Raw genomic sequence first — 16,938 nt, 5'->3', positions numbered from 1 at the left:
GGAGGGCCTGGGCTGCGGCTGGCCGCACGAGCGGTCATGGCTGTGGACGACTGGGGCGGGGCAGTTCGGTAGGACGACGCGTGAGTGACGACACCGCGGTATCGACGGGGGATGCCACGACCGACGAGGTGATCCGGCAGATCCCGGTGGTGGTGGAGCGGGCTCCGCTCTCGGCCGCCGCCGCGCCCCGGCGGGCGGGTGTCCGCGGGACAACTACACCTTGGAAGGGGGATCGTCCGTGAGTCGTGCACTGATCTCCTACTCCGGGAACAGGTCCGATGACAGGCGTAGCCAGGGAATGATGGCGGTGGCGAGCATCAAGAGCACGGCGGATGCGCCCGTGGTGTAGAAGGTCCAGGGGTTGAACCAGTGGTAGCCGACCGCGAGTAGGGCGGCTGTCTCGCCGGCAAGGAAGACGAGGCCGAACAGGAAAGCCCACCGGACCCACAGGGCTGATCGACCATATGCGCGACCATCCGCCCCAGCCTGAAGCGTGCGCAGTTGCTCAGGGGTCCAAACGGAGGGGATCCCCTGCTGTCGGACCTGCTCGGCCAAGGCTTGTGCTGCCTTGGCAGCTTCCGCGTAGGGGCGCGAGATCACCCCGATTTCGATGGAGAGGGCGATGAGCAACGTCGGCAGGACTTGGGCGGCCGTCGTATAGAACGCTTCGGATGCCATGCAGGCACTTCGGTCACTGTGAGGCAGGCGTTTCGCCCGTCTGATTTGGGCGCCATTCCGTGGACGCGGCCGCTGCGGTCGGTCTGCTGGCGCCGGCCCAGGCCCTGGGCCGCTGGATCGCCATTGGCCACGACTCTCACACCCCTACCAAGGTCTGGTCGGTCAAGCGGTGACGGAACCAAGATTTCGGTCGGGTTGGACCGGATCACCACCTCGGACGTGGGCTGGCGAGTAAAGGGCGCGGGCCCCTACCCCTGCGGCAACGGCCGGAAGCACTACCTGAAGATCAAAGCCAAGAAGGGCGCGAACTACACGGTCATCCTCGACCGCAAGGGACGTGAGCACACCATCGAGTACCGGATGCAGAACGAGCTCCGAGGCTGCGAGGCTTGTGGTCGGCCAGGGGGCGCTGGCAGGCTCGCCATGATGACGAGACACAGCGACACGGGTGGTTGGGCGGCGAGCGTGGGGGGCGGCGTCCGTTCCACGGGCGGCATGCGGCACATGGGCGGCTGGTAGCCCGTACGGCATAAGGAGCATGGCATGCGTGCCGCGATCTGGTCGGGCGTGGGGCTCGCCCTCGCCGCGACGGTGACGCACTACGTGATCGACGCAGCCAGGGACGATCCGCCCGGTATCGGCGTGACACTCCTGGTCGTGAGCGCGCTGGTGGCGGGCGGCTGGCTGGCCGGTCACCCGGCGACCAGGAAGGTCGGTTCGGTCTTCCTGGTCAGTGGGGCGCTGGGCACGGTCAGGCCGGTCTTGGAGCTGTGGAAAGAGCTCGGGATGCCGATTGTCGAGATCGGCGACGGTGTCGGGTTCGACTACTGGCTGACGTACTGGCTGTGGGTGCCGCAGGTGTGGCTGATACTCCTGATCGCCGTGGCCCTGTACCCGGACGGCGTGGTGCGCCGGCGAAGCGTCGTGTGGGTGTCGGCGCTGGCGACCGGAGTGACCTCCACGGTGATGGCGGGAGACAACTGGCCGCGCAGTGACGGCGGCGCGGGCGGCAACCCGATGAGCCTGCCGTGGGAGGCCGCGGTATGGATGCAGCCCGCGGCCATCATCCTTTCGGCCGCAGCCGTTCTGCTCGTGCTGGCCTCACTCGGCGCCCGCTGGCGCACCGCCGACAGGGCGACTCGCCGGCTACTGCTGATCCCGCCCCTCGTGTACGTCGGGGCACTGGGCCAACTCGTGCTCATGAACGTCATGCCGATGGAGGCTGCCGACCTCGTGTGGATCCCGATCGCCCTGATCTGCGCCTCGGCCGCCGGGCTGACCACGACCCGACGGATCCGTCTCCCGGCAGGCTCGGCAGCTCCGGCCAGGTAAGGGATCTTGAGCAAGGCGAACCATCGGCCTGCAGGACGGCCGGCGGACAGCAACACCCGCGACGCCGGTGAGGGGGAACGCCACCCGTACCGGCGCTGCGACGTTGAAGCCGGCGTGCGGGCCGGGCCGAGGCGGGAACAGGTCGAGCTGGTCGGGCTGGGCGGCGGCCGGCGTACGACCACGCCTTGCTGTCGGCTGTGACGAGGTAGCGACCGCAGCTGCGCAGGCCAGCGCGCTTGACGCCGAACCCCTGCAGCGGGAGATGTCGCCGATCTCGGCACTGGCCTGGCGCGCCGGCCGGAGCCGACGCCGACGATCTCGTAGTCCTCGGGCAGGCGGACGCTGTGCTCCTCGTACAGGGCGACGTGCCCGCTGGCGCTCGATGGCCGTCTGCATCGTCGCTGGAGATCTTCGGGGGTGACGCCGACCGGTTGATGACCGGAGTTCCACCGTTGTGTGATGGTTTGATGACGACCGCACTGACCAGGAGTTTTCCGCTGGTTGGGTGAAGTCATGCACAACAACAACCTTCCTGCGCGACGCCGTCCGATCAAGAGAGCCGCGCTGGCCCTGACCGCGGTAAGCCTGAGCGCTACCCTCGCCGCCTGCGGCGAGGGTTCCGGCGGCGGCAACGATGCCAAGACCACGGCGGCGACCTCCGGCAAGTCCGAATCGACCGGGAAGAAGGTTCTGTGGCTCGGTGACTCCATCGCCGGAGCCGAAGCCCCGGCGCTGGGCGCGGCGTTGGAGGCCGGCGGCGTGGAGTTCAAGAACGCCACCTCCAGCGGTGGCGGCAACGTCGTCGCCGGTGAGCACCCGGTGACGAAGATGGGCGCCAAGGACACCTGGCAGCAACTGGGCAAGAACCTTGCCGAGTTCAAGCCCGACGTCGTCGCCTACCAGATCACCACCTACGACTGGGGAACCCGGCAGCAGCAACTCGCCGCCTACCGGAAACTCGCGGCCACCGTCCAGAAGGCGGGCGGGGAGCTGGTGATCGTCTCGGCGCCGCCGTTCAAGCTGGACGACTTCTACAAGCCGTACGCCTCGGCGATCAGGAGCGCCCCCGAGACCGCACGGCAGGCCGCCCAGGACGGCAAAGCGCAGTTCCTGGACGCCTCCGAGCTGTGGGGCACCGACGCGTCGGCGTCCAAGGCGCAGCGCTCCAAGGACGGCATCCACTCCTGCCAGCAGGGCTCGGCCGCGTTCGCCAAATGGTTCACCGGCAAGCTGGGCGAGCAGCTCGGCTTCACCCCGGCCCCGCCCGAGGCGTGGGCCAACGGCTCGTGGGTCGGCGACGAGCGCTTCTCCAAGCTGGGCTGCGCCTGATCCCCATCCGGACGGGAGTCGTTGACATGCTTTCCTTCGCCGGGGCCCATCGGCGGCAGAGCGCGGCGCGTGCGCACATCGGGCCGCTGGACGGGCTGCGTGGCCTGGCCGTCGCGGCGGTTCTACTGTTCCATGCCGGGTACCTGTTCGGCGGGTTCCTCGGTGTGGACCTGTTCTTCGTGCTGTCCGGCTTCCTGATCACCGGGCTGCTGCTGGCCGAGCTCGACCGGAGCGGCCGCATGGACCTGGCCGGTTTCTGGGCGCGGCGGGCGCGGCGGTTGCTGCCCGCGCTGGCCTTCATGGGCGTGGCGACGCTGCTGCTGGCCTGGGCGTTCGCCACGCCATCGATGCTGCGGGCGGTGTTGCAGGACGCGCCGTGGGCGGCGGCCCAGGCCGCCAACTGGCACTACATCGCCGAGCAGATCGGCTACTGGAACGCCGCCGGCACCCGCCTGTTCGCGCACCTGTGGAGCATCGGCGTCGAGTGGCAGTTCTACCTGCTCTGGCCGCTGGTCGTACTGGCCGTGGGGCGCGGGGGCGCCGGCGGGCATCGGCGGGTCGCCGCCGTCGCAGCGGTCGGGGCGCTGATCTCGCTCGTCCTCATGGTCAGGTACGGCGACGCCGTGGACACCACCCGCGCCTACGAGGGCACCGACACGCGTGCGTTCTCGCTGCTGCTGGGTGCGGTCGCGGCGACCGCACCCGCACGGGACCTGGCCGGACGCGTGCCCAGGGCGGCCGCGGACGCGCTGTGCGCGGTCCTGCTGGGTGTCCTGGTGCTCTCCTGGACGCTGACCGCGGGCGAGAAGGCCCCCGGCCTGTTCCAGGGCGGGATGTTCACGCACTCGCTGGCCTCTGCCGTGCTGATCGCGCTGCTGGCCGCCGTGCCCGGTGGGTTCGCGGGGCGGGCCGTCGGTGGCGTCCTGCCGCGACGGCTGGGCGAGGTCTCCTACAGCCTGTACCTGTGGCATTGGCCGATATTTCTGCTGCTGCCCCCGGAGGTGCTCGGAGTGGGGGGTCGGGGACGCGACGCTCTGGCGATCGGGCTGTCGCTGCTGGCTGCGATACTGTCGAAGCTGCTGGTGGAGGACCCGGTACGGTCGCGGGCCCGATGGGCGACCGGCCGCCCGGGGCTGGCCGCGCTCGCCGTCGCGATCACCATGGCTGTGGGCACATGGGCGGCGATTCCTCAGCCGAATCCGGGAGCGGGCACCGTCGATGTGAGCCGGCTGGGCTCACCATGACGACACGCGCGGGCAGGAGGAGAGTGGGAGGCACGCAGCTGATCCGGCTGGTCGCGCTGCTGGCCGCCGTCCTGGCAGTCGCGGCCTGCGGGACCGAGGTGAGGACGACCGGGCCGATGGCGGCCGGTGCGCCCGCCACCGGCGGCCTGACCACTGACCGGTCACATCAGCTGCGGGTGTACTTCCGCACGCCGTACGGCTCCTGGCCGGCCGCCCGTCCGGCCAGGCCCGGCGCCGGGCCGCAGCAGGCGCTGGACGCGCTGCTGGCCGGGCCCACCGCCGCCGAACGGGCGCGCGGCCTGACCACCGCCCTTCCGGGCGGGTCGCGGCAGGTCCGGGCGCGGGCCGTGCGCGGCGCGGTGGACCTGTACCTGCCGTGGGTGGTGTCCGAGCTCGACCACACGGCGGTGAGCCAGCTGGTGTGCACCGCCGCCGCGGCGCCGGGCGTGCCGGGCGGACGCGCGCAGGCCGACGTGGTCGTGCGGGTCTTCGAGTCGGGGATCGCGGGCCCGGCCTGGCCGGTCACCTGCGACGAGACCGGTTCGGCCGTTCCGCTCGACGTTGCCACCCCGTCCCGGTGACGGGGACGGTCGATGGAGGGATCATGACGCGGGTTCTGTTGATCGAGGACGACGAGGCCGTTCGCCGGGGTGTCTCGCTGGGGCTGCGCAGGCGCGGGCACGAGACCGTGGCGGTCGGCACCGGTGAGCAGGGGCTGGCGGAGGTCTCGGCGTCGCTTCCCGACCTGGTGCTGCTGGACCTGATGTTGCCGGGCATGAGCGGGCTGGAGGTCTGCCGCCGGATCCGCGCGTTCAGCCAGGTCCTCCCGATCGTGATCCTTTCGGCACGCGGCGACGACGTGGACGTCGTGGTGGGCCTGGAGTCGGGCGCCGACGACTACGTCGTCAAACCGGCCAGCGCCGAGGTCATCGAGGCCCGGATGCGTGCGGTGCTGCGCCGCGTCGCGCTCGCGCAGCCGGAGGCCGCCGACGACCGCGCCTTCTTCGGCGACCTGGAGATCGACCGGACGGCGCTACGCGTGCTCAAGCACGGCACGGAGGTCGCCCTCGCACCCTCGGAACGCAAGCTGCTGCTGTTCCTGTCGGCCTCCCCCGAACGCACCTACAGCCGTCAGCAGCTCCTGGAGCAGGTGTGGGAGCACACCTTCCACGGTGACTACCGGCTGGTCGACGCCGGGGTGATGCGGCTGCGGGCCAAGATCGAGGACGATCCGCGCCGTCCCCGCTACGTCCAGACCGTCCGCGGCTTCGGCTACCGGTTCGGACCGCTGTGAGAGTGCCACGGGTGAGAGCGCCACGGGGGAGAGTGCCGCGGGTGAGGGTGCCGCGCGGGCTGCGTACCCGTCTGGTGGTGGGGTTCGTGCTGGTCACCGCGCTCGGCGCGCTCACCACCGCCGCGCTGACCTTCCACCAGGCCCGCTCGGCGATCCTGGAACGCGTCCAGAGCAGCGCGGTGCACGACCTGCGCACCCAGATCGACTCGCTGGCACCGGACCTGCCCTCCGATCCGGCACCTGCCGACCTGCGCGCCCTGACCCTCCAACTGGACCGCGCGGGCGGCTCCCGCGACTGGCGCACCGCCGCGTCGCTCCAGGACGGGCCGCTGGTCGTCGCCGCCTCGACCGCTCCAGCGCTGCCTTCTCAGCTGAAGAGCGCGGCGGCCGCGGCGTCGACGTCCCTGGTCCAGCGCTTCCAACGGGACGGCCGCCCCTGGCTGGCGATCGCCGTCCCGGTACAGGACGCCGCGCGGCCCGCGGCCCGGCCTCCGCTGGTGGTGTTCGCCTCCTTCTCGCTGGCCGCCCAGCAACGTGACGTGGACTCGCTGGTCACCGCCGCGCGCGCCGGAGCGCTGCCGGTCGTCCTGGCCGCGATCCTGCCCGCGCTGCTGGCGGCGGGCAGCGTGCTGCGTCCCGTACGGCGGCTGCGCTCGGCCACCGAGCGTATGGCGGCGGGCGAACTGGACACCCGGATCACCGTCACCGGCGACGACGAACTGGCCGACCTCGGCCGCACCTTCAACACCATGGCCGCGACCCTGCAACGCGACACCGCCGTCCTGCGCGACATGGAGTCCCGTGCCCGCCGGTTCGCCGCCGACGTCTCCCACGAGCTGCGCACGCCGCTGGCCGCGATGACCGCCGTGACCGGCCTGCTGGACGAGGACGTCGCGGCGGGCCGGATGCCGCCCGAGACCGCCGAGGCCGTGGGCCTGGTCGCCGACGAGACGCGCAGGCTCGCCCGGCTCGTGGACGACCTGATGGAGGTGTCGCGGTTCGACGCCGGGGCCGCCGTCCTCACCCTCGACGAGGTCGACCTTGCGCAACTCGTGCGCAAGACGCTTGCGCTCCGGCACTGGCAGGACCGCGTCCCCGTGGACGTCCCGGAGGGGCTGCGCGTCCGGCTCGACCCCCGCCGCATGGACGTGATCCTGGCCAACCTCGTCGGCAACGCGCTGCGCCACGGCGGCCCCGCGGCCACGGTACGGCTGCGGGCCCGGACGGTCCCCGGCGGCGTCGCCCTCACCGTGACCGACGACGGACCGGGCATCGCCGCCGGCCTGCTGCCCTACGTCTTCGACCGGTTCACCAAGGGCGACGCGGCCCGTACCCGCAGCGAGGGCAGCGGTCTCGGCCTGGCCATCGCCTACGAGAACGCCCGCCTGCACGGCGGCACGCTGAGCGCCGCCAACGCCCCGGGCGGCGGTGCGGTGTTCACGCTCACCCTGCCCTGGAACCGGCCGTGAGCTGCCGCCTGGCACCGGTTCTGCTGGCGGTGACGCTGACGGCGGCCTGCGCGATCACCGACACCGGTCCGACACCCGCCGGTCCCGCGGCCACCGCGCTGGAGGGCGCGACCAGCCGGTCTGCCACCGTGCACGTGTACTTCTCCTCCGCGCTCGGGCTGGAACGGGTGTCGCGCCTCCACCGGGGCACCGACACGCTGCACGCGGCGCTCGAAGCGCTGGTGCAGGGCCCGGACGCCGCCGAACGCGCGCGTGGCCTGGTCAGCTTCGTCCCACCGGGCGCCCCGCTCCCGCTCGTCCGCATCGACCCGCGCGGGCCGGTGGACGTCCGGCTGTCCCTCGGCTGGGGCATCGACCGTACCGCCGAACGGCAACTGGTGTGCACGGTGGCCGACACGGTCAGCACGACGACTCGCACCGCCCTGGGCTCCGTCCGGGTCAAGATGCATCGGGTCGACGGCTCAACCGGCACCCGCACCTGCACGCCATGACCTTTCCGATCAACCGAGGACATGGCCCGGCCGCAGGGCGGAGCCGGCCATACGCACCGTTTCGGGCGCTGGCGGCATGGCCCTGTGAGGACCGGCGCGCAGCGCCGGCGCTGCGCGCCGGCGCTGCCCCGTTGAGGCGCCCTTCGTAGGCATGGCAACTCACGATGTCGGTGATGCGATCCCTTGGCCGGTTGCGGTTCTGGTGAATCGGCGGGCGAGGTGTTCGAAGGCGTCGGTGAGTTCGTCGGGGCCGATGACTTCGATGTCGGCGTCGTAGCGGGCGATGGCGGCGGCGAGGCTGGGCCAGGACCAGGATCCGAGGGTGAGCCGGCAGCGGGAGGGGCTGATCTCCTCGACGAGTCCCTCGCGGGTGTAGAGGGCCACGGTCGCGGCGGGCAGGTCGAGGATCACTGTGCCTTGGCAGGGCCAGTTGCCCGAGGCGTCGCCAGAGCCGCGGAACGTGCTGGTGACGAAGGTGGCGACGTCTCCTCCCGGCAGTACGCGTGGAGTGAACCGGGGCCCGTTGGGGGTGCGCGGGGTGATCCGGTCGGCGCGGAAGGTGCGCCAGTCGTCGCGGTCAAGGTCCCAGGCGATGAGGTACCAGCGTCCGTCCCAGGTGATGACGTGGTGGGGTTCGACGCGGCGCGGGGGTTTGTCCGTGACCTCGGCACCGTAGTCGAAGCGCAAGATCTCGCGGGCGTGGACGGCGGCGCTGATGGTCAGGAGCACGTCGCCGTCGACCGGGGTGGCCGGCCGGGTGATGGGTCGTTCAACGGCGGTGACGCGCAGCGCGTCGATGCGGTGCCGGAGTCGGGAGGGCATGATCTGCCGGATGGTGTTCAGTGCCCGCTCGGCGGGTTCGGCGAGGCCGTTGCCGGGGTTGGTGGCGACGATCTGCAAGGCGATGGTGAGGGCGACGGCCTGTTCGTCGTCGAACAGCAGCGGGGGCAGTTCGGTGCCGGCGCTGAGCCGGTAGCCGCCGTCAGGGCCTTTGACGGCGGCGATGGGGTAGCCGAGCTCGCGGAGCCGGTCGACATCGCGGCGTACGGTGCGCAGGCTGATGTCCAGGCGATCGGCCAGCATCGTGCCGGGCCAGTCCCGGCGGGTCTGCAGCAGCGACAGCAGAGCCAGCAGTCGGGCAGAAGTTTTCTGCATGAACCTCATTCTGCCCGAAGTAGGTGCCACATCCTGTCACCTACTCCTGCGAGCCTTCGTATCGAGCCGGTCAGCCACGCGCCCCGGACGGCCCCCCTTGAAACTGACGGAGTCAGCACCATGTTTGATGTTCTGGGCGATCTGAACTGGTTCGGGATCCTGCTCGGCTTCATCGCCTTGACCCTGCTCGGCGGCGTCTGGTTCGCCGGCCTGTTCCCCAAGGCGTACAACCGCTCCCTCGGCCGCGAGCTCGGCGCCAAGGCGCCGAGCTGGGCGCTGTTTCTCGCCGGGCCGCCACTGGCCAGCCTGGCCATCACCCTCACGAGCGCGATCCTGATGGCTGCGTTGAAGATCGACACCTACTCGTCGGCGGCCTGATCGTCAGCGCCGTTCTGCTGGCCATCTGAGACCGGCAGCACCGTGGGGACCCGCCGATTCGGCCGTCCGCGACTTACCAGCCCATACCGGGCGTACCGCGCCCGGAAAATCAATAAGGAGTCACCAGCATGGCCATCTCCACCACCACCCACCTGAACTTCCGCGGCGACGCTCGCGCAGCGCTGGAGTTCTACCAGACCGTGTTCGGCGGCCACCTCACCACCATCGCCTACGGCGATTTCGGCATGCCGAAGGAACTGCCGGACGCCGACAAGATCGTCTTCGGCCAGGTCACGGCCGACAACGGCTTCAGCATCATGGCGTACGACGTGCCCAGCCAGGCACCGGCCGCCGCCGCGCCCGCCGCCACCACTCGCGAGCACGGCATGACGCTGACCGGCGAGCAGTTCTTCGTGTCCGTCCGCGGCGAAACCACCGAGGAAGTCAGCGAGCTGTGGGACAAGCTCGCCGACGGCGCCGACATCATCGAGAAGTACGGCCCGTCACAGTGGGCCCCGGGCTTCGGGATGCTGACCGACCGCTTCGGCGTCACCTGGATCCTCGACGTCGCCGCCCCGTACGCCGGCTGACCACCGACGCACTCATCCGGTCCGAGGCGGCCCGCCCAGGCCGTCTCGGACCACCCGGCCCTCCGCCTTTCGAAGGAACAGATCATGCGCACCCGCCCCCTGGGCCGTACCGGCATCAAGGTCAGTCCCTACTGCCTCGGCACCATGATGTTCGGCCCGTTCGGCAACCCCGACCCCGACGACTGCGTCGCCATCATCCATCGGGCCCTCGACGCCGGCATCAACTTCATCGACACCGCCGACGTCTACGGCGGTGACGGCGAAACCGAACGGATCGTGGGCAAGGCGCTGCGCGGCCGACGCGACGACGTGGTGCTCGCCACCAAGTTCAACGGCCCCATGGGCCCTGACCCCAACCATCGCGGCAGCTCCCGCCGCTGGATCGTCACCGCGGTCGAGAACTCGCTGCGGCGTCTCGGCGTCGACCACATCGATCTCTACCAGGTCCACCACCCCGAGCCCGGCACCGATGTCGAGGAAACCCTCGCCGCCCTGACCGACCTGATACAGGCGGGTAAGGTACGCGCGATCGGCCATTCCAGCCTGCCGGCCGCGGAGATCGTCGAGGCCCAATGGGCTTCCGAACGGCGCGGGCTGGCGCGCTTCCGCACCGAACAGCCGCCGTACTCGATCCTGAACCGCGGTATCGAGCGCGACGTCCTCCCGGTCTGCGAGCGTTACGGGCTGGGCACGCTGGTCTGGAGCCCGCTGGCCTCGGGTCTGCTCACCGGCCGCTACCGCCAGGGCGGCAACGAACAAGTCTCGAGCGCCCGCATGCACTGGGTGCCGAAGCACATGACCGACAAGCGCAACCACGATGCCGTCGAAGAACTCGTCCCGATCGCCGAGCAGGCCGGTCTGTCGCTCACCCATCTGGCCCTGGCCTTCGTCATCAGCCATCCCGCGGTCACCTCGGCGATCATCGGCCCCCGCACCATGGCGCAGCTCGGCGACCTGCTCGCCGGCGCCGGCACCACCCTCGACGACGACACGCTCGACCAGATCGACAAGGTGGTCCCGCCCGGGGTGAATCCGGGCACGCTCGACATCGCCTACGTACCACCCGCACTCGAGCAAGCCGACCTGCGCCGCCGCCGCACGGCCGACCGCGCCGCCGCCTGACGTGCCTGTCCACGACCACCGGTAGGCCCAGTGCTCCCGAAGCTACGGCGAGGAGCAGAGTACCTCGCCGGTGACGCTCCAGCCCCGCGCCCGGCACCAGTCTGCGAACAGCGTCGACACCTCGTCCTCGCGTCCGGTGACGCCGGGCCGCCGGATCGCGAGGGGCAGGAGTTCGGCAGCCTCGTCGGCTCGCGCCGCGACCTTCGCCGCCATCTCATTTGCGGCCATGTTCCACCATCTTCGTTTCTGTTGCCAGGGACGGGGCCGACGGCCACATGGTGGCCGGTACGACCTCGCGCGCGGTGAGGTCGGAGAGCGTCTCCCTGCGGCGGACGAGCTGGTTCGACCCGCCCTCCACCATGACCACCGCGGGACGCGGGAGTCTGTTGAACCGCGTCGAGGTCATCTCGGTGTAGGCGCCCTGATCGAGCACCGCGAGCACGTCGCCGACCTCGACGTCCGGCAGCAGGATGTCCTCGGCGCGCGACGATCCGCGGGAGGTGAACATCGTCGCCGACGAGTCGACGGTGACGAAGCGTCGGTGCGCGAAGTGCTGATGACGTCCTGCAATGACGCGCCAGAGGCAGTGAGAGCCGCCTTCATGTTCGCAGGCCAATCCGCCTGTGTGCACGGCTCGCAGACATGTCAACCGGCACTCCTCAAGCAGCCGCCGACGACTTACGCAGGCGAGGTCGTCGCCTTCCGCAGGGCGTTGACGGCCGCCGTTGGGACGTAGTTCTCGGGCACGCCGTCGACCAGGATGAGGTCGGTCTCGATGTGCCGTGAGCGCAGCGGTGCGATCTCCCGGTACGCGGGAGAATCCCACCACGCCCGCGCCTCGGCGATCCCCGGGAAGCCGAGCATCACGACATGTCCTGGCCAGCTGCCCTCCTTCACCTCGTGCTGGGTGGCGTGGACGAGGTAGCGTCCGCCGTACGGTTCGAAGGTGGCGGGGAGCCGTTCGATGTACTCGGCGATTTCCGGGTGAGGGGCTGCCTTCTGCAGGTGGGCGATGACGTAGGCCGTCATGGTGTCCTCCTGGTGGAGTCGTGTGCGGTGCGCCGCCGATCCTGGCACGCCCTTCGTAGGCGGGGCGATTACCTGACAGGTAGGCGATCTGACACCGCAGGCGGATTTGCGCATTCGTTTGAGCCGGCTGTTGATGGCGGCCGAGTCCTCCGCGAGATACGACATGAACCGCGCGGGTGCGGTCGTGATCGCGTCTGGGAGCGCCCAGCCGGGCCCCGCACTCTCCACAGGAAAGGCCACCTCGTCCAGGGCCGCGAGCCGAAGCGCGCTGCTCGCCCGTTCTAGATGGGACGGTGATGGACGTACTCCACCACTGTCCCGTCGGGGTGCCGGGCATTGAAACCGGCTCCGGTCGGCACGTCCTGGAGTGGGAACACGATCTCCGCGCCCTCAGCCACCAGCCGCTCGTAGTACGGCCGCACGTCGTCCACCAGCAGGGTGCCCACAGTGTCCCGGAACGGGCGCAAGGCCGCCTCGTCACCGGCGATGATCAGGAACGCTCCCACCGTGGCCAACTCCAGCCCCACCGCCGCGAAGGCGAACCGCGCGTCGACCGCCGTCCTCTGCAACCGCTCGTAGAAGTCGATGCTCTGGTCCAGTTCCTCGGACGGCACGAACACCCGGATCAGCACGCGGGGTTCGGCCAGGTCGGAGGAGTCGTCGTGCAGTCGCCACATGTCATTGCTCATGGCATCCAGAGTGGCGCCGGGCGCCGCCGACAGGCAGGGGAGAGTTCATGGGATGAGTGGCACTCATAGGCTGGCGGTCATGAACGAGACCCTTCGCCGCGAGCTCGGCGCCCACCTGCGCGCGGCCCGCGAGGTCGTCGACCCGGCGGACGTGGGTCTGGCCGGCGGCGGGCGGCGGCGTACCCCCGGACTGCGCCGCGAGGAGGTCGCGACGCTGGCCGGGGTCAGCGTGGCCTGGTACACCTGGCTGGAGCAGGGCAGGGCGAGCACCACCCGCCAGGTGCTGGACGCGATCTGCCGGGTGCTCGGCATGGACACGGCGGCGCACCGCCACACGCTGGCACTGGCCGGGTTCCTGCCCGCCTCCCCGGCCGCGGGCGCGGCCGTGATCGGGGAGCCGACCCGGACACTGCTGGACAGTTGGACGTCCACACCGGCCGCGGCCGTGGACGTGCGCTTCGACGTGCTCGCCGGCAACGCCGCCTACCGGCGCTTCTGGGGCGATCCGGACAGCGTGCCGATCGAGCGGCGCAACCTCCTCATCATGCTCGCCACCCCCGGGGGCCACCGCCTGACCGACGCGGAGCCGCTGCTGCGCGGCCTGTACGAGCAGTTCCGGGCCAACATCGGGCACATCCCGGACGACCCACGCGCCGCGGCCGTCGTCGATCTCCTGAAGCGCGAACGGCCCGACGCAGGGCACTGGTGGACCTGCCGGACAGTGCGGGAGTTCGCCCCTGTCACGGTCGGCGGGTTCACGTTCTGCCTGCTGCGGCCGGTCGGCGAGGAAGGCGTCGTCATCCTCGCGCAGCTCCCGGCCGGACTGTCCGGAACCGCCGGATCAGGAGTCCTGAACAGGTAGCCCTGAATGCCCGCAAGCACGGCATCGATCCCGGCACGCTCGTCTCGTGTTGGGCGGGTGGGGGCGTCAGTTGAATGGCGCACGGTCATGCAAAGGGGCCGACCGGCAAGGTGCTGCCGCTGTCACAGGTTCAAGTCCGCGCCGAAGGAGCGCCCTCAGCGCGCGTACAGCGACGCGACGCCCCCACCATCACGGCGGGGCGATGGCGCGGACCTCGGCCTCCAAGGTGGCCGCCGCGGCGGCGTCGGACGGAGCGAATCATGTAGGTGATGTAGTCGTTGCCAGTTGTCTGGGCGGCTCGCCCACCCTGGACGTGCGGCATGAGGCGGTCCGCGCAGGCCGCCGCACGCATGTCCCGTGCGGCCTCGCGAGGTGCGGAACGGAGGTCACCCAGCGGTGGGTGGGCGAGGACGATCGCGTAAACGCTGCTCCATGCCCAGCAGCCCGGCGTCCAGAGCGGTCTGGATCAGCCAGCTCCTCACCTGCCCGTGGCGTTGCTCGGGGTCGGCCAGGTCCAGGCCGGGGTCGGCCAGCACGTGCACACCGGTCGAGTTCCCGGCGCCGGGGATCCGGGTGAGCCCGCGGGTGTCCAGGACCTGCGGGATCGGCCGGGAGGTGACCATGTGCAGGACGCGGGGCTGGGCGATCGTCAGCGCGTCGACGAACGCCAGCCCGGCGAGCGCCCCAACGACCCGCTCGTCGACCAGAACCGAGATCATCGCGTCCATCACCGACTCGAGTGCCTCGATGCTCATCAACCACTGCTCTGCGGGCGGCTCGGTCCGTCCGCTCACCGGTTGCCATTCCGCTTCCTGCAGCGCGTCCCAGTTCGCCTGCCGGTGGAGCCGGATGACGCGCGAGCGGTTATGCCCCCGCCGTTCGAACGGCCGGCAATCCACGCCCGAGGACACCAGAGCGGACAGGACGGCGGGCAGTGGCGAGTGACTCAATGCCTCCGCCAGCCGATCAGCGTGCTGCTCACCCAGGGGACGCCACGCGGCCCGCGGGTCGACGGCGATGTTGAGACCAGAACGCAGGACGAGATCCACCCGCTCATCCGTGCCTCCGGCACCGACAGGCACGTCGGGTCGCTGGCAGCATCGCGTACGCCAGCAGGTTGTCGACCAGCTCGGCGGCGCGGGCGTGCCGAGCACGATCCGCTGGACGCGTTCGTCGCGGCCGTCGAGGTCGAGGATGCCGCCGTTGCGGGCGGCGGCCGGGGCGCGCAGGCGCCGGCGGACGTCTTCGACGCGGTCGGCCTCGCGGCGGCCGTGCAGGCAGCCGAACGTGGCCGGATGAGGCCACGAGGGGGGTGACGATTACGGCAGTCCACTCGGAGGCTGATGGGACGGGAGTGGCAGAGCCGAAGCGATCTGCCCCATGCGACCAGGACGAGGCTTTGGGGGCTTTCGACCCGGACCTCGCGGTTTGCGTCGAGGAGACGAGTCCGTGCGGGGCGCTGTTGGTCGCGGCTGAGCGGAAGGCCGAGGCGTAAGAGGCAGCCGCAAATGAAAATGTGAGCCCCACTCTGTTTGTTTCGGTCCAACCTGACAGATTGTGATCATTGTGAGCGCAGTTGCGGCTCTCTTAACGTCAGCGGCATGGCCCTCCCGGGCCGGCCAGGAGGCGCAAGACGGTGACGACGTAACCCCCGCGTAGCGAAGGGATGGCATCGCATGTCACAACCAGACGAGAGCGTAATGATCAAGAGTCTCGGCTCCACATACTGGAGCTGGCGTCAATACCAGGAAAAGACATACTGGTGTTGGAACGCGACAACGGTCAGCATCGCGAACTTCTACGCCAACGCGCGAACATGGACCCAGTGCGGGTTCGCCACCGCGGTCCTCAACAGGAAAGACTCCCGGCTCGCCGCCCAGCAACCGTTCCAGTGCTGCCCGGATGGCGCGTTACGCGGGGACTGCAACCAGGGCTGGTGGCCGGATGCCGGGCCGCTGCAGCAAGCCGGGGTTTACGTCCCGGCCCCCGAAGATGCCAGGAATTACCTCGACTGGGTGGAGGCACCCGGGTGGGTGCAGGTCAGAAGGTTCCCGGCGTTGACGAAGAACGAGGTCAAGGCGGAGATAGACGCCGGACGCCCGATCATGATGAACATCGGCTGGGGCGGCGGCCTCTCCGGCCACATCGTCAACATCTGGGGGTACAGCTACCGCCCGGAGACCGGTGAACTGGTGCACGTGTGGGTGCATGACCCGTGGCAGGGCACTCATGGGACATACGCGGGCCAGGAGAACGATCCCATCATGTGGGTCGCGTGGGAGACGCTCTTCGGCGGCTACCCGGGCGGCCCGAACGGCACCTGGAACAGGACCTTCAAGACTCGGCGAAACTAGCCTCAGGGAGCATGCGATGCCGTTGAACATGCCTGAACCGCCGGGACGGATTCGGGAGGAAACACGCTCCCAGCTCGGCCTGATCGCCAGAGCCGGCGGAGAGGGCCCGAAACTGCTGGGCGAGGTCTCCCCGGATGACGTGGAGGTGTCCACCCCCCACCGGGTGTTCGCCCTGCTCGTCAAAGACATCGAGGCCGGCGGCGGCCTGGCAGTGGCGCAGCCGGTGGGCTGGCGATTCCTGCTGGAGTCCGGCGGCAATGTGCTCGCCGGCGCCGAAGTCGCCGAAACGCCGGACCGAACCTTCCCGCCAACGTTCTACAGAAGCTCGTCCGTCGGAGCAACCGCGACCGCGGTCAGAGCCGCACGAGCCCTGCCACAGCTCGAAAAGGCCGGGTTCGACCTCCGGCTCCTGCAAATCCCCGAGCTCTACCAGACCGCCCTGTGGTTGCACTCACTCGCCACCGATCTGCTCATACCGTTGGCACCCTCCCCGATCGGGCGCGAAGGCCAGGTCACACCACCACCGGTGTTCTTCCGGGAACTCGCCGTCCGTGCCCAGGAGTACAGAGCCCACCAGCCCCGCGAACGGGAGCCGACCTGATGCCATCCGCTCGTCCTCCCTGGAGGTGATCGCAAAGAACCGCCGGTTGGCGTGAGCTGCTCGGGAAGCGGAGGCGACTTCACCACCTCCGCTTCCAAGGCCGTGGTGCCCGCCACCGTCCGGTCGGGGCTCGACCCGGCCAGCCGAACCGGGCCTCTGGCTTGAGGATCTTCTGCGGCGGTCCTCCTCCAATTCGGCCGCGACCCCGGAACCCCGGCGAATCTCGTTCAGCGCCTCGATGACCGCGCGCACCCGGTACAGGGTGTGGCTACGCCTCTGCTCGTGGTCCTGCACGCGGGCCTTCGGCCAAGGGGCGCTGGC

The 16,938-nt window shown here is 70.3% G+C and carries 21 protein-coding genes; 14 read left to right on the top strand and 7 right to left on the bottom strand.

What is annotated here, in order from left to right; genetic code table 11:
- Nucleotides 1-258 precede the first annotated feature (258 nt).
- Nucleotides 259-678, bottom strand: a complete 420-nt coding sequence (locus tag ABZ459_RS36245) for a hypothetical protein (protein ID WP_357980123.1) — start codon at nucleotides 676-678, stop codon at nucleotides 259-261.
- Between the two features lie 219 nt (nucleotides 679-897).
- Here ABZ459_RS36245 and ABZ459_RS36240 point away from each other — a divergent pair, with 219 nt between their 5' ends.
- The 8 genes from ABZ459_RS36240 (at nucleotide 898) to ABZ459_RS36205 (ending at nucleotide 7,837) form a co-directional block, all read left to right on the top strand.
- Nucleotides 898-1,197, top strand: a complete 300-nt coding sequence (locus tag ABZ459_RS36240) for a hypothetical protein (protein WP_357980120.1) — start codon at nucleotides 898-900, stop codon at nucleotides 1,195-1,197.
- Between the two features lie 24 nt (nucleotides 1,198-1,221).
- On the top strand, nucleotides 1,222-2,010 hold the full coding sequence (locus tag ABZ459_RS36235; RefSeq protein WP_357980117.1) for a hypothetical protein: 789 nt from the start codon (nucleotides 1,222-1,224) through the stop codon (nucleotides 2,008-2,010).
- Nucleotides 2,011-2,523: 513 nt separating this feature from the next.
- Entirely contained in the window at nucleotides 2,524-3,339 is an 816-nt protein-coding gene (locus tag ABZ459_RS36230) for an SGNH/GDSL hydrolase family protein (protein WP_357980114.1), read from the top strand.
- Between the two features lie 26 nt (nucleotides 3,340-3,365).
- Nucleotides 3,366-4,583 (top strand): acyltransferase, encoded by a 1,218-nt coding sequence (locus tag ABZ459_RS36225; protein ID WP_357980111.1) that lies wholly within the window; start codon nucleotides 3,366-3,368, stop codon nucleotides 4,581-4,583.
- Nucleotides 4,584-4,606: 23 nt separating this feature from the next.
- Nucleotides 4,607-5,164: a GerMN domain-containing protein gene (locus tag ABZ459_RS36220; RefSeq protein WP_357980107.1), complete on the top strand. Its 558-nt coding sequence runs from the start codon at nucleotides 4,607-4,609 to the stop codon at nucleotides 5,162-5,164.
- Between the two features lie 23 nt (nucleotides 5,165-5,187).
- Complete coding sequence (locus ABZ459_RS36215; protein WP_357980104.1) at nucleotides 5,188-5,877, top strand: response regulator transcription factor; 690 nt, start codon at nucleotides 5,188-5,190, stop codon at nucleotides 5,875-5,877.
- Nucleotides 5,878-5,918: 41 nt separating this feature from the next.
- On the top strand, nucleotides 5,919-7,346 hold the full coding sequence (locus tag ABZ459_RS36210) for a HAMP domain-containing sensor histidine kinase (protein WP_357980101.1): 1,428 nt from the start codon (nucleotides 5,919-5,921) through the stop codon (nucleotides 7,344-7,346).
- On the top strand, nucleotides 7,343-7,837 hold the full coding sequence (locus ABZ459_RS36205; RefSeq protein ID WP_357980098.1) for a hypothetical protein: 495 nt from the start codon (nucleotides 7,343-7,345) through the stop codon (nucleotides 7,835-7,837). Before ABZ459_RS36210 ends, ABZ459_RS36205 begins: the two co-directional genes overlap by 4 nt.
- Before the next feature lie 159 nt (nucleotides 7,838-7,996).
- On the opposite strand, the gene ABZ459_RS36200 is transcribed toward ABZ459_RS36205, so the two are convergent.
- Nucleotides 7,997-8,992: a YafY family protein gene (locus ABZ459_RS36200; RefSeq protein WP_357980095.1), complete on the bottom strand. Its 996-nt coding sequence runs from the start codon at nucleotides 8,990-8,992 to the stop codon at nucleotides 7,997-7,999.
- 120 nt (nucleotides 8,993-9,112) lie between these two features.
- On the opposite strand from ABZ459_RS36200, the gene ABZ459_RS36195 reads away from it, so the two are divergent.
- From ABZ459_RS36195 to ABZ459_RS36185, 3 genes are all read left to right on the top strand, one after another.
- Complete coding sequence (locus ABZ459_RS36195) at nucleotides 9,113-9,370, top strand: DUF1761 domain-containing protein (protein WP_357980092.1); 258 nt, start codon at nucleotides 9,113-9,115, stop codon at nucleotides 9,368-9,370.
- Between the two features lie 128 nt (nucleotides 9,371-9,498).
- Nucleotides 9,499-9,960 carry a VOC family protein gene (locus ABZ459_RS36190; protein ID WP_357980089.1) on the top strand — a complete coding sequence of 154 codons (462 nt, stop codon included), beginning with the start codon at nucleotides 9,499-9,501 and terminating at the stop codon, nucleotides 9,958-9,960.
- Nucleotides 9,961-10,044: 84 nt separating this feature from the next.
- The gene (locus ABZ459_RS36185; RefSeq protein WP_357980086.1) at nucleotides 10,045-11,082 is read left to right on the top strand and encodes an aldo/keto reductase; all 1,038 of its coding nucleotides are present in this window, start codon (nucleotides 10,045-10,047) and stop codon (nucleotides 11,080-11,082) included.
- A gap of 42 nt (nucleotides 11,083-11,124) precedes the next feature.
- On the opposite strand, the gene ABZ459_RS36180 is transcribed toward ABZ459_RS36185, so the two are convergent.
- The 4 genes from ABZ459_RS36180 to ABZ459_RS36165 form a co-directional block, all read right to left on the bottom strand.
- Complete coding sequence (locus tag ABZ459_RS36180) at nucleotides 11,125-11,310, bottom strand: hypothetical protein (RefSeq protein WP_357980083.1); 186 nt, start codon at nucleotides 11,308-11,310, stop codon at nucleotides 11,125-11,127.
- A complete protein-coding gene (locus ABZ459_RS36175) occupies nucleotides 11,297-11,590 on the bottom strand; it encodes a hypothetical protein (protein ID WP_357980080.1) in 294 nt (97 codons plus the stop codon). The genes ABZ459_RS36180 and ABZ459_RS36175 overlap by 14 nt, the downstream gene beginning before the upstream one ends.
- 170 nt (nucleotides 11,591-11,760) lie before the next feature.
- Nucleotides 11,761-12,111: a DUF1330 domain-containing protein gene (locus tag ABZ459_RS36170; RefSeq protein WP_357980077.1), complete on the bottom strand. Its 351-nt coding sequence runs from the start codon at nucleotides 12,109-12,111 to the stop codon at nucleotides 11,761-11,763.
- 281 nt (nucleotides 12,112-12,392) lie between these two features.
- The gene (locus tag ABZ459_RS36165; RefSeq protein WP_357980074.1) at nucleotides 12,393-12,800 is read right to left on the bottom strand and encodes a VOC family protein; all 408 of its coding nucleotides are present in this window, start codon (nucleotides 12,798-12,800) and stop codon (nucleotides 12,393-12,395) included.
- A 79-nt stretch (nucleotides 12,801-12,879) separates the two neighbouring features.
- Between ABZ459_RS36165 and ABZ459_RS36160 the strand changes: the two genes are divergently transcribed.
- Nucleotides 12,880-13,662, top strand: a complete 783-nt coding sequence (locus ABZ459_RS36160; protein WP_357980071.1) for a helix-turn-helix domain-containing protein — start codon at nucleotides 12,880-12,882, stop codon at nucleotides 13,660-13,662.
- A gap of 386 nt (nucleotides 13,663-14,048) precedes the next feature.
- Here ABZ459_RS36160 and ABZ459_RS36155 read toward each other — a convergent pair whose 3' ends face one another.
- A complete protein-coding gene (locus ABZ459_RS36155) occupies nucleotides 14,049-14,711 on the bottom strand; it encodes a hypothetical protein (protein WP_357980068.1) in 663 nt (220 codons plus the stop codon).
- Between the two features lie 651 nt (nucleotides 14,712-15,362).
- On the opposite strand from ABZ459_RS36155, the gene ABZ459_RS36150 reads away from it, so the two are divergent.
- Both ABZ459_RS36150 and ABZ459_RS36145 read left to right on the top strand, forming a co-directional pair.
- Complete coding sequence (locus ABZ459_RS36150; protein ID WP_357980065.1) at nucleotides 15,363-16,016, top strand: papain-like cysteine protease family protein; 654 nt, start codon at nucleotides 15,363-15,365, stop codon at nucleotides 16,014-16,016.
- A gap of 16 nt (nucleotides 16,017-16,032) precedes the next feature.
- Nucleotides 16,033-16,617 (top strand): hypothetical protein, encoded by a 585-nt coding sequence (locus tag ABZ459_RS36145; protein ID WP_357980062.1) that lies wholly within the window; start codon nucleotides 16,033-16,035, stop codon nucleotides 16,615-16,617.
- Nucleotides 16,618-16,938 lie beyond the last annotated feature (321 nt).

The organism is Nonomuraea sp. NPDC005692, assembly GCF_040631115.1.
Taxonomy (GTDB): domain Bacteria; phylum Actinomycetota; class Actinomycetes; order Streptosporangiales; family Streptosporangiaceae; genus Nonomuraea.
The sequence above is the reverse complement of the archived record's forward strand: the minus strand, read 5'-3'. Positions and strand labels throughout refer to the sequence as shown.

Coding starts and splice junctions, on each gene's coding strand:
- ABZ459_RS36180 (WP_357980083.1), bottom strand. CDS start 11,310: ATGGCCGCAAATGAGATGGCGGCGAAGGTCGCGGCGCGAGCCGACGAG.
- ABZ459_RS36190 (WP_357980089.1), top strand. CDS start 9,499: ATGGCCATCTCCACCACCACCCACCTGAACTTCCGCGGCGACGCTCGC.
- ABZ459_RS36215 (WP_357980104.1), top strand. CDS start 5,188: ATGACGCGGGTTCTGTTGATCGAGGACGACGAGGCCGTTCGCCGGGGT.
- ABZ459_RS36175 (WP_357980080.1), bottom strand. CDS start 11,590: ATGTTCACCTCCCGCGGATCGTCGCGCGCCGAGGACATCCTGCTGCCG.
- ABZ459_RS36245 (WP_357980123.1), bottom strand. CDS start 678: ATGGCATCCGAAGCGTTCTATACGACGGCCGCCCAAGTCCTGCCGACG.
- ABZ459_RS36160 (WP_357980071.1), top strand. CDS start 12,880: ATGAACGAGACCCTTCGCCGCGAGCTCGGCGCCCACCTGCGCGCGGCC.
- ABZ459_RS36170 (WP_357980077.1), bottom strand. CDS start 12,111: ATGACGGCCTACGTCATCGCCCACCTGCAGAAGGCAGCCCCTCACCCG.
- ABZ459_RS36195 (WP_357980092.1), top strand. CDS start 9,113: ATGTTTGATGTTCTGGGCGATCTGAACTGGTTCGGGATCCTGCTCGGC.
- ABZ459_RS36185 (WP_357980086.1), top strand. CDS start 10,045: ATGCGCACCCGCCCCCTGGGCCGTACCGGCATCAAGGTCAGTCCCTAC.
- ABZ459_RS36235 (WP_357980117.1), top strand. CDS start 1,222: ATGCGTGCCGCGATCTGGTCGGGCGTGGGGCTCGCCCTCGCCGCGACG.
- ABZ459_RS36225 (WP_357980111.1), top strand. CDS start 3,366: ATGCTTTCCTTCGCCGGGGCCCATCGGCGGCAGAGCGCGGCGCGTGCG.
- ABZ459_RS36200 (WP_357980095.1), bottom strand. CDS start 8,992: ATGCAGAAAACTTCTGCCCGACTGCTGGCTCTGCTGTCGCTGCTGCAG.
- ABZ459_RS36230 (WP_357980114.1), top strand. CDS start 2,524: ATGCACAACAACAACCTTCCTGCGCGACGCCGTCCGATCAAGAGAGCC.
- ABZ459_RS36150 (WP_357980065.1), top strand. CDS start 15,363: ATGATCAAGAGTCTCGGCTCCACATACTGGAGCTGGCGTCAATACCAG.
- ABZ459_RS36165 (WP_357980074.1), bottom strand. CDS start 12,800: ATGAGCAATGACATGTGGCGACTGCACGACGACTCCTCCGACCTGGCC.
- ABZ459_RS36145 (WP_357980062.1), top strand. CDS start 16,033: ATGCCGTTGAACATGCCTGAACCGCCGGGACGGATTCGGGAGGAAACA.